Origin of the sequence: Saccharopolyspora sp. NPDC050389 (genome assembly GCF_040655595.1) — a bacterium.
Lineage (GTDB): Bacteria > Actinomycetota > Actinomycetes > Mycobacteriales > Pseudonocardiaceae > Saccharopolyspora.
The window spans coordinates 43,582-56,315 of record NZ_JBFAKG010000069.1; the positions used below are offsets into that span (position 1 = coordinate 43,582).

Annotated in this window: 14 protein-coding genes; 8 read left to right on the plus strand and 6 right to left on the minus strand. The window is 66.8% G+C overall.

Features of this window, described 5'->3' with window-relative positions:
- Positions 1-22 precede the first annotated feature (22 nt).
- Together AB0I53_RS34585 and AB0I53_RS34590 are read left to right on the plus strand one after the other, a co-directional pair.
- A complete protein-coding gene (locus AB0I53_RS34585) occupies positions 23-997 on the plus strand; it encodes a sugar-binding domain-containing protein (protein ID WP_358612627.1) in 975 nt (324 codons plus the stop codon).
- 63 nt (positions 998-1,060) lie between these two features.
- Positions 1,061-2,080, plus strand: coding sequence for a methyltransferase (locus AB0I53_RS34590; protein WP_358612629.1), 1,020 nt, complete (start codon positions 1,061-1,063; stop codon positions 2,078-2,080).
- A gap of 449 nt (positions 2,081-2,529) precedes the next feature.
- Here AB0I53_RS34590 and AB0I53_RS34595 read toward each other — a convergent pair whose 3' ends face one another.
- On the minus strand, positions 2,530-2,823 hold the full coding sequence (locus AB0I53_RS34595) for a hypothetical protein (RefSeq protein ID WP_358612631.1): 294 nt from the start codon (positions 2,821-2,823) through the stop codon (positions 2,530-2,532).
- A gap of 214 nt (positions 2,824-3,037) precedes the next feature.
- On the opposite strand from AB0I53_RS34595, the gene AB0I53_RS34600 reads away from it, so the two are divergent.
- The 6 genes from AB0I53_RS34600 (at position 3,038) to AB0I53_RS34625 (ending at position 8,952) form a co-directional block, all read left to right on the plus strand.
- Positions 3,038-4,237: a helix-turn-helix domain-containing protein gene (locus tag AB0I53_RS34600; protein WP_358612632.1), complete on the plus strand. Its 1,200-nt coding sequence runs from the start codon at positions 3,038-3,040 to the stop codon at positions 4,235-4,237.
- Between the two features lie 34 nt (positions 4,238-4,271).
- Positions 4,272-4,997, plus strand: a complete 726-nt coding sequence (locus tag AB0I53_RS34605) for a toll/interleukin-1 receptor domain-containing protein (RefSeq protein ID WP_358501788.1) — start codon at positions 4,272-4,274, stop codon at positions 4,995-4,997.
- Entirely contained in the window at positions 4,994-6,991 is a 1,998-nt protein-coding gene (locus AB0I53_RS34610; protein ID WP_358612634.1) for a hypothetical protein, read from the plus strand. Before AB0I53_RS34605 ends, AB0I53_RS34610 begins: the two co-directional genes overlap by 4 nt.
- The gene (locus tag AB0I53_RS34615) at positions 6,988-7,314 is read left to right on the plus strand and encodes a hypothetical protein (protein ID WP_358612636.1); all 327 of its coding nucleotides are present in this window, start codon (positions 6,988-6,990) and stop codon (positions 7,312-7,314) included. Before AB0I53_RS34610 ends, AB0I53_RS34615 begins: the two co-directional genes overlap by 4 nt.
- Before the next feature lie 115 nt (positions 7,315-7,429).
- On the plus strand, positions 7,430-7,903 hold the full coding sequence (locus tag AB0I53_RS34620) for an N-acetyltransferase (protein ID WP_358612638.1): 474 nt from the start codon (positions 7,430-7,432) through the stop codon (positions 7,901-7,903).
- 110 nt (positions 7,904-8,013) lie between these two features.
- Positions 8,014-8,952, plus strand: a complete 939-nt coding sequence (locus tag AB0I53_RS34625) for a MerR family transcriptional regulator (protein ID WP_358612640.1) — start codon at positions 8,014-8,016, stop codon at positions 8,950-8,952.
- A 137-nt stretch (positions 8,953-9,089) separates the two neighbouring features.
- Here the strand turns inward: AB0I53_RS34625 and AB0I53_RS34630 are convergent, their stop codons facing one another.
- The 5 genes from AB0I53_RS34630 to AB0I53_RS34650 form a co-directional block, all read right to left on the minus strand.
- Positions 9,090-9,653, minus strand: coding sequence for a hypothetical protein (locus tag AB0I53_RS34630; protein WP_358612642.1), 564 nt, complete (start codon positions 9,651-9,653; stop codon positions 9,090-9,092).
- A 45-nt stretch (positions 9,654-9,698) separates the two neighbouring features.
- Positions 9,699-11,297 carry an SMI1/KNR4 family protein gene (locus AB0I53_RS34635; protein ID WP_358612644.1) on the minus strand — a complete coding sequence of 533 codons (1,599 nt, stop codon included), beginning with the start codon at positions 11,295-11,297 and terminating at the stop codon, positions 9,699-9,701.
- A 124-nt stretch (positions 11,298-11,421) separates the two neighbouring features.
- Positions 11,422-11,556: a hypothetical protein gene (locus AB0I53_RS34640; RefSeq protein ID WP_358612646.1), complete on the minus strand. Its 135-nt coding sequence runs from the start codon at positions 11,554-11,556 to the stop codon at positions 11,422-11,424.
- A 110-nt stretch (positions 11,557-11,666) separates the two neighbouring features.
- Positions 11,667-11,963 carry a hypothetical protein gene (locus AB0I53_RS34645; RefSeq protein ID WP_358612648.1) on the minus strand — a complete coding sequence of 99 codons (297 nt, stop codon included), beginning with the start codon at positions 11,961-11,963 and terminating at the stop codon, positions 11,667-11,669.
- Between the two features lie 120 nt (positions 11,964-12,083).
- The gene (locus tag AB0I53_RS34650) at positions 12,084-12,470 is read right to left on the minus strand and encodes a VOC family protein (RefSeq protein ID WP_358612650.1); all 387 of its coding nucleotides are present in this window, start codon (positions 12,468-12,470) and stop codon (positions 12,084-12,086) included.
- Positions 12,471-12,734 lie beyond the last annotated feature (264 nt).

A 12,734-nucleotide genomic window follows, 5' to 3' on the forward strand; every position in this document is an offset into this window, starting at 1 on the left:
GATTTCGAGCTATCGTGCTCATGTGAGCACCAAAAGGGTTCGGACGACCGACACGATCACCGCAGCGTCAATCGCGCACCGGTTCTACGTCCAAGGCCGATCCAAGCTGGAGATCGCCGAGGAGTTCGAGATCAGCCGCTTCAAGGTGGCTCGCATCCTGACCGCAGCGCAGGAAACCGGCCTGATCCGGATCGAGTTCGACCTGCCGGTGCCGGTGGACCTGCCGATGTCGGACGAGGTCCGCGCCGCCTACGGGCTCCGTCGGGTCCTGGTGCTCAATCGAGCGGAGTCGAAGGCCGACCGGCCGGAGCTGCGCCGCCGGATCGGCTCGCTGGCGGCGCAGCTGCTGACCGAGCTCGCGACCCCGGACGACGTGATCGGCCTGGCCTGGGCGCGTTCGGTGAACGCCATGGCCGAGGCCGTCGGATCGCTCCCGAAGTGCCCGATCGTGCAACTGTGCGGAGTGCAGGCGGGCATGGACATGCGCGACCGATCCGTGGAGACGGTGGGCCGGGTCGCGGCGGCCGGCGGCGGCGACGCCTACCCGATCTACGGCCCGCTGGTGCTACCGGATCGGCGGACCACCGACATCCTGCGCAAGCAGCCGGGCATCGCGGAAACCTTCGACCAGTTCCAGCACCTGACCAAGGCGGTGGTGAGCATCGGCGCCTGGCAACCGGGCGAATCGACGGTGTACGACGCGCTGACGCCGAGCGAACGTGACTCGATCGGCCGGCGAGGAGCAACGGCGGAGATCGCGGCCCGCCTGTTCGACGAGAACGGCAACGCCCTGTCGACAGGCCTGGCCCACCACGTCCTGGCGATCACCCATGAACAGCTGCGCAGGGTCCCGGAGGTGATCGCCCTCGGCTACACCGAACCGAAGGCGGAAGCGATCGACGCGGTCCTCCGCTCGGGCATCGTCACCACCCTCATCACCGACGCGGCAGCGGCCGACCGAATCCTGCAACTGGCCGCCCGGCGCCCGCCCGAGTAATCGAGGAGCCGGCTTGCGGGCCGGGGCGAACCGCCCTGTTCCGCAGATATTCGGTTGACGGGCATGCCACCGTCGAACTACGTGAACGAGAACAACATCGCCGCGATCCGAAACCTGGCTGGCTTGGCCACACCGATGGCGCTGCGTGTCGCGGTAACCCTGGGCCTGCCGGACCGACTGCGTGGTAACGGCGCCGCCGTTGAGCAAGTCGCAAACGAGCTCAATGTGTCACCGGTGGCGCTCGAACTGCTGCTGGGCCACCTTGCGAGCCTCGGGATCATCGAGCATTCGGCCACCGGCTACCGGACCACCGACTACGGAGCGACCCTCTGCAGCGACGCTGACAACGGCCTGACCAACTTCCTGCACCTGGGCATGGCCGGCGGCCGCGCCGAGCTGGCGTTCGTCGAACTCCTGCACAGCATCACCACCGGCCGCGCCGCCTACTCACGCCGCTACGGGCAGGATTTCTGGGCCGACCTCACCCAAGATCCTCACCTGCGCGAGTCGTTCGACCAGCAAATGACACATCGATTCCGCGAACAGGTCCCGCAGATCGTCGCAGGCTACGACTGGGCCCGCTTCGCCACCATCGTCGACGTCGGCGGCGGTCACGGCACTCTTCTCGCCGCGATTCTGGCGGCCCATCCGCGGATCCGCGGCCAGCTGGTCGATCTCGAACCCACCGCGACCGAGGCCGGCCGCACCTTCAGCGCACACCATGTCGAGGACCGGACCCGAATGACCGCGCGTAGCTTCTTCGACCCTCTTCCAGAAGGGGCGGATGCCTATCTGTTGTGCGACATCCTGCACGACTGGGATGACGAGCACGCGCACCGGATTCTCGACCGTTGCGTTGAAGCCACCCACCCGGATGGCCGCGTTCTGGTGATCGAACCGGTAGGCGGGCGACGCGCCGAAACCGAGTTCGACCTGGCCATGCTCGTGATCTTCGGCGGCCGCGAACGCCGGATAGACGAGTTCCAAACCCTCGCCTCGGCCCACGGACTGGCCCTCGACACCGTGACCGACCTGACCGATCAGCGCTGCCTCCTGGAGTTCCGCCTCACCACCACCAGCTGATCCCATCGCAGCTGGAGGCTCGTGAGTGCTTTGCGTCGCTATAGAGGCTGTTTCCAAACTCAATCTGCGTGGCGGTGCGGGTGGCGGCCCCCCTGCGGGAGTCACCGCGGTCTTCTCGCTGTGGGATCCCCGACATCGTGAATGCCAATTCACCACGTCGGGGCTGTCCTCGCTGGGAGAACCCCGGAGGGGTGGGCACCGTGAACCCGCGGCGGTGCCGGTTGCGTGGGTGGGCTAAGCGGCTGCGCCGCTTCAAAGACAAAACGCCCGCGCTACCACATCCGCACGTCACCACATCCAAAACAGGCTCTATAGCAGCCCAAAACACGCACGTGCCCTAGCCTTACCGACGTCCTGCACCGAGGAGCGGGATGACGCGCGCACTTCCGGAATGATCCGCTGAAGCACCGTTTCCCGTTGCCTTCTCCAACGGGAAACGGGAAACAGCTCTATTTCCCGACTCGGGAATCCAGATCTCCGCCACAATCCTCGGGCGAGCGGCGCGCAGCCGCGTGCGACCGGATTTCCCTCCAGGCGTCGAGGACTGCGATGAATGCGGCGGAGAGCACCAGCACCAAGGCGAACAGCTCAACACCGGAAAGGGCGATGCCGGCGAGCACGATCGCCGCCCACAGCAGCGCGGCGGTGAACACGAATGCGAGCATCACCCGTCCGAGCGACCTCGCCAGGGACGCATTGCGCTGTTCGGGTATCGATTCTCGGACGAGCTCGTCCTTGATCATCTCTTCTCCTAAGGTCTGCCGTTGGTCCGGCCTCCCAGTCGCCGGACCTGCACGTTTCACCGTGCGCGAAAACCGGTCGGGACCAACAGCCGTTTCCCGTCGCCCGCTGAACCGGGCAACGGGAAACCCGGAGGACGATGTGACTGAACAGCCCACACTGTTCGGGGCAGAGCTTCGAAGACTGCGCACCGCGGCCGGTCTTTCGCTCACTCGAATGGCCGCGCTGCTGCATTACAGCAAGGGCTACGTCAGCAAGATCGAAACCGGCGGGAAACGGCCGACACCGGATTTCGCCCGGCGTTGCGATTCGATCCTCGAAGCCGGTGGAGAACTCGCGGGCCTGGTTCCCGCGCGGTCTTCCGAAGCGCCGCTGCCCGAGGTGAACGGCGACGGTGAGGTGTGGTTGATGAGTCTCGATTCAGGCGGGAAGAGCTGGTTCCGGCCGATGGACCGGCGGCAGGTGCTGGCGGCGGGCGCGGCCTCGGTGCTCGCCTTCGGGATGGGCGGCGGTCACGCGATCGCCGAGGCCGGCACGGTCTCGACGTTCCGCACCATGTTCGACCAGTTCCGCAGGCTGGGGCAAACGGCGAGCCCATCGGTGGTGCTGCCCGCGCTCATCGCGCAAACCCACACCCTCCGCGAACTCGCCACTCGCGCCAAACCCGCAGCGAGTGCGGAACTTCTGGTGCTCGGCGCGCGGTACGCCGAGTTCGCAGGCTGGATGGCTCAGGAGTCGGGTGACAACGCGGCCGCCCTGTGGTGGACCGACCGCGCCGTGGAGCTCGCGGACGCGGGACAGGACCGGTCGCTGGCCGCATACTCCCTGGTCCGCCGGGCACTGGTCACGCTGTACCAAGAAGACGCACGGGAGACGATCGGCCTCGCTCAGCAAGCCCAGCGGACCGCGACGTCGGCCCGAATTCGCGGACTCGCCGCGCAGCGCGAGGCACAGGGCCACGCGCTGGCCGGCGACTACGACGCCTGTATGCGGAGCCTCGACCGAGCTCGCGACCTGCTCAGCGCGGCCCAACCCGAAGCCGGACCGGTACTCGGCACGTCGAACCTGACCGATCCCGTCGCGATGGTCTCGGGGTGGTGTCTTCACGACCTGGGGCGTCCACGGGATGCGGTGCTGATCCTCGACCGGGAAGTCGAACGAGTTCCGCCGCACGCCCTTCGTTCCCAAGCGCGCTACGGCGTCCGCCGCGCCCTCGCGCACGCCACGGCGGGCGACGTCGACCACGCCTGCGCCTTGCTCGGGCAGGTCCTCGGGATGGTCGACACCGTCAGTTCCGCCACCATCGGCACCGATCTCCGGCGCGTGGCCCGCGTGCTCTCGCGGTTCCACACCGCGCCCTCGGTTCGTGAGCTCCAACCCCGGCTGGTCGCCGCGCTGCACAACCAGACCGCCTGAGAATCCGCCATTTCCACAGAAGTGAGGTACTCCTATGCCTGAAATCTTCATCAACTACCGCACCGGGGATTGCGAACATGCCGCGGTCGCGATCGAGCAGTACCTGTCGGGGCGGTTCGGCCGCGAGCGGGTGTTCCGCGCCAGCAAGTCCATCCGCCCCGGCGAGAACTTCCGCACCGAGCTGTCGACGGCGTCCTCCAGCGCACGCGTGCTGCTTGCGCTGATCGGGCCGAAGTGGCTCGATGCTCGTGATCGGGACGGAAATCCCGCACTTGAGAACAAGGACGACTGGACCCGCAAGGAAATCCTGAACGCCAAGCGCAGCGGCGCCCGGATCATTCCGGTCCTATGTGGACGGAAAATGCCTCGGCTGGTGGCCGCCGACCTGCCACGTGCTCTGACATCGCTCGCCGACCTCCAGTCCCTCACCTACGACACCGGAAGCGCCGGGGACGACCTCGATCGGATCGCCGCCGAGCTCCTCGACCTGGTGCCGGATCTCGCGGACCGGTGGGCGAAAGCGCCTTCGAGCAGCGGCGTGCACAACTCCAACAACGGCCAGGTCGGAAACCTCATCCAGGCCGGCAACGTGAGCGGCGGGTCGATCACCAGCACGACGTTCCACGACACACGGGACAGCCAGATCCACACCGGCACTGGCGACCTGCACGTCTCCTTCGGCGACGGGGCCCACCACAAGAATTCCGGCCGAATCCGCCAGAATTTCGGCTCGAAGCGGGACCGAGGTGAAGACCGGTGACCGAAACCAGCAACGAATTCCACGAAACGCAGGACAGCCAGATCCACACTGGTTCCGGCGACCTGAACGTCAACCCCGTCTACTACACGATCCACGAGAGCGTCCAGCAGCAGGCTCGCGGGCCGCGGTTGACGCTGAAGGGCGACCTGCGTTGGCTCAAGAGCCGGTTCGAGCCGCCGCAGAACTTCGGTGCTGCGCGGGACATGTTGCGGAAATCCCGCACCGTCGTGCTCACCGGGCCGCCGGGAAGCGGTCGGCGCACGGCGGCGAAGATGCTCCTGAACGAGCTCGCCGACGACCACACCCCCTTCACCGTGCTCGACGACGAGGCGCGCACGCAGAACCCGGGCCTGGACAAGTTGAAGGTCCAGCCGGGCCACCTGTTCGTACTCGACCTCTCGGAAACCGGCGAGGACGTGTTCCATGCCCGGCAACGAGATCTCCTCTCGTTCCGCACGATCCTCCAACAGTGCAACGGCTATATCGCCGTCGTCGTGCCCGATTCCCGCAAGCACCAACTGGATTCGGACCTGGCGCAGTTCGAGGCCAGGATCGACCGGCCGCGCGGTGCCTCGGTGCTGCGATGGCACCTGGAACAGGAGTCGATCTTCCCCTCCGACCAGCAACTGGCCTCGGAAGAACTCGCACGCAGCCTGTCCGCACCGATGTCGGAGATCGCCAACCTCGCGCACATGGTCACGCTCGCCCGGGACACGAACCGCGGCGGCGACGTCTCGACATGGCTCAGCGAAGCGGTTTCCGCCCGGATCGACCGCAGCAACGAGGTGGCGCAGCAGCTCAGCAAGGTGCACGGCGGGCGGCAACGCACGGTGCTGCTCGCCGCTGCGATGTGCCGTGGAGCGTCGAGCGACGCGGTGTTCTTCGCCTCCCACCGCCTGGTGAGCGCGTTGAGCCTCGACGGGCGCGAGCAGCCCCGGATGGAGCAGGAGGGCTATCGCACCCAGCTCGGCGACCTGAGCATCGACGTCGCGCCGAACAACCGGATCGAGTTCAGCCTGCGCAGCTACGACCGGGCGTTGCGCGAGCACTTCTGGGACAACTACCCGGATCTCCGGGAGCCGTTCTGCCGGTGGGTGGACGACATCATCCGCATCGAGCAGTTCACCAGACGGGACCGCGAGAACCTGGTGGACCGGTTCGTGGAGCAGGCGCTGCGCACCAACTCGCCCGGCCACGTGAAGTGGCTGATCGACCGGTGGGTCTTTCCCAGACAGAACGGAGCGTCGAACCCACTGCGTGACTACGGGGTGCTAGCTCTCCTGACGGGCCTGAGGAACGAGCGCCACGGTTACTTCTTCCGGCGCCTGGTGTACGAGTGGTCGCGGCGCAACGACCTCCCCTATGACGTCGGGCAGATCCTGGTGGACGTGTGTGCCGAGGTGATCGCACCGACCTACCCGGAACAAGCTCTGGTCCGGCTGCACCACCGGGCCCGCCGCGAAGACGGCACTGGCAACCCGACTGCGTACCAGGCGCTCATCGAGCTGACCTCGCGCGATCCGATACTGCTGCGGCTGCTGCTCGACAGGCTCACGACGGGCCTGGCGAAGCAGCAGCCGTGGCCCGCCGATCACTTCCTGTTCCTCGCCATCGCGGATCCGCTGCGGCTGGCCGACTCCAGCATGCGTTCGCAGCCGCTCGCGGCAGATCACACGATCCGCTCCCAGCTGGCGTTCTGCTGGCGTGCGGCCATGCTCGCCCGCCCGGACCTCGTCGTGCAGCGCGTCTGCCACTGGTTCGACGCCGCCGGCCGGACCGCGCCGCACGATCTGCTGCTCGGCATCCTGGTGGATGCGGCGAGCCAGCACCTCCACCTGCTCGGTTCGTTGCACGTCCTCGCGCGCGATTGGAGCCGGACCACGAGTGGACGCGCCGATGTCTTCGTCCGGCTGTCCCAGCTGATAGACATGGCGCAGGGCCTGCACTCGACCGACTACGTGTTCGACCACGTGCCTGAGGAGGCCGTTCGATGAGCAAGGAAAACCGGATCCTGTACGGCGGCCTGACGCTGGCGGCCGGCGTCCCGCTCCTGCTGGGCCTGCTGCTGGGATGGCCGGCCTGGGTCACGGTGCCGCTGTTCGGCGCGATTCTGTACGGGGTCTACCAGAAGCTCATGCACGGGAACAGGACCACCAGCGACCACGTCGGCGTGGTCCTGGACAGGATCGGCCTGTACGGGGACAACCCGGTGCGCGCCCTGACGGCCCACCGCTTCGCCAAGCTGATCGAAGCCGCCGGAAACCCCGGCGTGGCCGAGGAGGTCCGCCAGAAGTTCGACGCACCACGCCCGCTCTAGGCGCGACGTCCAGCGCTGCGGTTGCCGAGGTGAACGGACCGTTCGTCCCGTCTACCGGAACGAACGGTCCGTTCACCTCAGCACGATTTCCGCTCCGCCTCGATAGCCTCTCGGCATGTCTGTGCGTGCATTCGTTCCCGACGACTTCGCAGTACCTCAGGGCCTCTCCGGCGATGGCTTCCGCTTGGAGCCGTTGGGTCCGCAGCACAACGAAGCCGATCACGAGGCGTGGATGTCGAGCATCGAGCACATCCGCGCCACTCCAGGCTTCCGGGAGCGTGGGTGGCCGCCGCCTGGCGGCATGAGCCTTGCGGAGAATCTTCGCGACCTGAAGCGCCATGCCGATGACTTCGCGAAGCGGGCGGGCTTCGCCTACACCGTTCTCGACAACGGCGGCCGGGTGATCGGGTGCGTGTACATCTACCCGTCGCACTCGAACCAGGAGGTCACGGAGGTGCGTTCGTGGGTGCGGGCGGACCGCGGAGAACTGGATGTCCCGCTGCACGATGCCGTGAGCGCTTGGCTGTCGTCGCACTGGCCGTTCGACGAGATCCGGTATCGCTCAGGTACGTCGCCAGATGAGGCCTGACGGCGCCCGAGTAGGTGCATCCACGCTTGCGCCCAGCATCCAGCCAGGTAGCGACCACTGCTGGAAAATGGACTTGAGCCTCCGGCAAGGGGAGGTACGAGGTTGGGTGCATGGACGGCGACATGCTCTACACGATCGGTGATCTGGCCCGGCGGACCGGGCTGACGGTGAAGGCCATCAGGTTCTACTCCGACACCGGGATCGTGCCGCCGACCGACCGCAGTCCTGCTGGCTACCGGCTATACGACCTCAATGCGCTGGCGCGCCTGGATCTGGTGCGGACACTGCGCGAGCTGGGACTCGATCTCGCCACCGTCCGGCAGGTGGTGGATCGGGAGATCTCGGTTCCCGAGGTCGCGGCGGCGCACGCCGACGCCCTGGAGGTGCAGATCCGCACGCTCCGGCTTCGGCGCGCGGTGCTGCGAGCAGTGGCCAAGCTGGGTTCCACCTCCGAAGAAATGGATCTCATGCACAAGCTCGCAAGACTCTCCGACGAGGAGCGGCGACGCCTCATCAACGACTTCATCGACGACACCTTCGGCGGCCTGAACGCCAATCCCGAGTTCGTCGACCTGATGCGCTCGGCCATGCCTGACCTGCCGGACGACCCCGAACCCGATCAGGTTGAGGCCTGGGTGGAGCTCGCCGAACTCACCCAGGACCAGGACTTCCGCGCCGCCGTGCGCCGGATGGCCGAACACCAAGCAGCGGAGCGCGCCCAAGGCGACACCACCGGTTTGCACCACGAGCTCACCGAAACGGTCCGCGACACCGTCGGCAAGGCCCTCAGCACCGGTATCGCCCCGGACTCCGCCGAGGCGGCGCCGATCGTCGACGGCCTGACCGCGTGCTACGCCGAGGTCTTCGGCCGCACCGACGACGCCGACCTGCGCCGCTGGATGTTGGCACGACTGGAGGTCGCCGGCGATCCGCGCACGGAGCACTACTGGCAACTCCTGTCGATCATCAACGGGTGGCCCGTTCCGCCGAGCCTGGCACCAGTGTTCGCGTGGCTCACAGCAGCCCTGCGCGCCGCCATCAACCGGTAAATCGCTGGGAGCATTGTTGGGGTGGCCGGGAGGTGCTTCGGAGGCGAAGCACCTCCCGGCCCGCAGGCTCGACGCCGCATTGGGAGGGACGCACGGCATCGGGGGCGAAGAGCAGGCCGGTCCGGCTTTCGCCGCCGTCACCACGGTCGTTCGGGAAGGTGGCCGGTGAAGGCCGTTCTGAACCACGTCTTCTTGGTCATGTGCTCCAGGTAGCGTTCATCGCTCACCTCTAGATCGAAGGAGGCGTAAGGCCAATCTTCGCCGCTCAGCTCGAAGGACGTGACGACTTCCGAAGTTCGCTGTGCGAATTCGGCGGCTTTGGGTGCGCGTTGGAAGTAACGGATCCCGTTCTCGTAGAACCCTCCGCTCGTCGGGTTCAGCTCGTCGCCGTATAAGTCCCTCGCTTTGACCGGTGGTTCGCGCCTCTCCTTGAGGTCTTCGTCCAGCAAGTAGCCGCGATTGTCGACGGCCACCTTCCTGCCGAAGTAGATCTCGAAGAGCTCTTTGAACTCGGCCTCCGTCTCGGCCGAGACGGGACCGGCGCCGGAGTCGCTGGATCGATACCAGGCGTCCATGATGATCTGGAGCCCGAACTCCGGGTTGCGCGGGAACCGCGTGTGCTCCTCGTTCAGGGCTTCCACGGTGAAGGCAAGCTTCCTGCCCTTTGCTCGGCCGGTGTGCACATCGAAGATGAAAGTCATATCCGCGATCCTAAAAGTCTGCGTCCACTTTGGTCTCGAAGTTCCTCAGCCGGGCAGGTCGAACCGGCCGGTGTGCTTTTCGTGGCCTTCTGGGAGGGATCCCGTGAAGTGGGCCGTCCACTCGTCGATCTGGCTCGGTGAGGGGTTTCCTCCCAGCGCGACCGCCGCGAGCGACGGCAACGTTCCGCCGAGTTCCCAGAACCGCACCCACTGCTCGTAGCGCAGGGCGAGGAACAGCAGCCCTTCCAGCCTCGTGACCGGCTCCATGTCGGTCACGTCGGCACGCGTCAGGTCGAGGCTCTGGAGTCGCGGAAGTGTTGGCAGCAAACCGGTTTCTACCGGGCTCTGCGAGCGGAGCGTCAGGTTGCGCAGCGCCGGGTGACCGGCCAGCGGAGTCGGGTCGATCGAGCCCAGTTCCAGGGTCAGGGTCTCCAGCGGCGCGTCGCGGAGCGGACTCAGGTCGAGGGAACCTTGTCCCAGCAGCACCGCGTCCCGCAAGAGGGGCGCGTGGCGCGCTGGCTCCAGGTCGATCCCGTCGGCTTTCCGGGCCGTGAGGCGTTGGACCTCCGCCGACATCCCGACCAGGGAGCCTCCGTGGTCGTTGGCATCCCATGAGAACGACTCCAGGTACTCCCACTTGTTCGGGGAACCGGCGTTGACGTACAGGCGATCGTCGTCGAGGTCGTAGTCGCCGCGTTCGAGCGCCTCCACCTGGCGGCGCAGCAGCGTCGTCACCGAGTCGGCGATGTAGACGGGAGCGCCGGCGTAGTCGCCGCCGATGATGATCACCTGGCCCAGATGGCCCGCGGGGCCCGGGTCCATGTCGACGGCGAGGAAGTCCCCTTCCTCGTTGACCCCGATCACGATCCACGCGTCGCGGCTCATCGACCGGCGCACCTTCCCCGGCGGCATCGCCTCGAACACCGCACCCGTCAGCGGATCGTCGGTCCAGTCCTGGTCGTCCCGGTGGTGCGGGTGATCGGCCACGAACTCCAGGTCGACCCACGAGTGCGTGTCGAAGATGTTGACGTCCTCGCCGTCGTCGCCGTCGGCCACGCCGTACAGGGCGGCCAGATCGGGTGGCAGCGCGACGTCCAGGTTGTCCATGAACTCTGCGCGCGTCGCTTCGTCCAGCGGAGGAGGCAGTTCCTCTTCCTCCTCCTCGCCGAAGATCTCCGCGCGCAGCCGGAAGTACTCCCGGAACAGCCGGACGACCTCGTCCGGATCACCCGCGAACGTCGGATCCGCCGGCCCTTCCTGCTCGTCCCCCGGCTCCGCGGGCAGGACATCCGGCTTGAGCACGAGAAGGAGACGATCCGGCTGGTACTGCGTCCGGATCAGTGTCTGGCTGGTGATCGCCTCGAACTCGCCCATAGGCTCGACTGCCAGCTCAACGGTCAGGTGATCCGGCCGCGGCTTGGTCGCGAAGAACATCGCTCCCGCTTCCTTGAACAGATCCGCGCCCCCGGAACGGAAGTCACCGTCAGCCAGCTCGTATTGCATGACGCTGCTGCGGGCTCCGCCCTTGTCCCGGTGAACGCTCACCCACGCGCGCCGCCACCCCTCGGGAGCGTGCTCGGCGACGCTGGCGGCCATGCCGCTGAGCAGTTCGGTGGTGCTGGCTTCTCGCCGATGACGTCCCATTGAAAAAAGCCCGTTCAGATCGCTGATCGTTTCCGACGGGTTCTAGCACCTCGCGCCGACAGTCCGCGGCACAGCAGCCTTGGGGCCGGGTAGTTCCAGCCCCAAGGCTTTCGTGTTGACGCGTTCAGGTCGGCGCCGATGCGCGGCACCGCGACGCCCTTCCCGCGATCGACATCGTCACGACCAGAACACCCAACAGCACCGCGAACAGCGTCACCTTGGCGCTGGAGCGCCGCGCGCCCGCGCCTCCGGCGTTCACCGAAGACCCCACCGAGATCCGAAGTTCACTGCGTCTCCAACCGTTGGCCGGCAAGGCGAACGGAGCATGCAATCTCTATAAAACTAGAGGTCAATAAGGCGAGACGGACGTCAGCGCTCGGGCTGGTCGTCGACGTCGAAGTCGAGGTGGGCGATGCGCTCTTCGACGGTGACCGCGTTGCGAACGGCACGACGGGCTCGCCGGGCCAGCTCGGTGAATTCGGCGAGATGGGCTTCGACGGCGGCGCGGTTGGCCGGGGTGTCGCAGGCCGCGTCGAGGGTGACCCGGTGGATCTCGTGCTCGACCTCGACGAGCTGGGAGAGCAGATCCCGCTGCCGCTCCTCGCTGATCAGCAAGCCGTGATCGCGTTCGCCGTCAGGCGGAACCTCGGGGTGCTTGGCGGTCATCGCGAACCAGTCCCTTCGCCCGGAGCTCCCCCGACGCTACCAGCCACGGCCAGAACAGCTTCAGGAGATGCGCGGTTGCCCGCCCGGCACGAGGGCCGGGCGGGCAACCGTCCACTTCGGTCAGTTCAGATCCGCGCCGTACGGTTGGGTGATCGCTTCCAGGTAGTGACCCGACGGGTCACAGAAGTAGACGCCACGGCCGCCGTGGTTCGTGTTGTACTGCTGCGGGAACTTCCTCTGCGGGTCCGCCCAGTGTTCGAGGCCCGCCGCCTGGATCCTGGCGTAGATGCCGTCGAAATCTCCCTCGGCGACCAGGAATGCGTAGTGCTGCGGCGAGAATTCGATGCCCGGCTCCGCGAACTGGAGCGTCACTCCCGCGTCCAGGTGGACCGTGAGGAAGAGGCCGTCCGGCTCCGCCGGTGGGAGGTCGAACATCTCCGTGAAGAAGGAGGCAGATTCCTGCTTGTCGCGCGCGGCGACGATCGTGTGATTGAAAAGAGTGGTCATGAAGACCCTTCGAACCCGCGCCTCCATGCCTGGCACAGCCTGCCACCGACACGCGACGCTGCCGGAATCAGATCACGATGAATCGGGCGCGTCAAGCGCACTTGGCCCCGGTCACAGCAGGTTCGGTGTCGTGAGTAGTTTGGGCTGCTATAGAGCCTGTTTTGGATGCGGTGACGTGCGGATGCGGTAACGCGGGCGTTTTGTCTTTGAAGCGGCGCAGCCGCTTAGCCCACCCACGCAACCCGCACCGCCGCGGGTTCACGG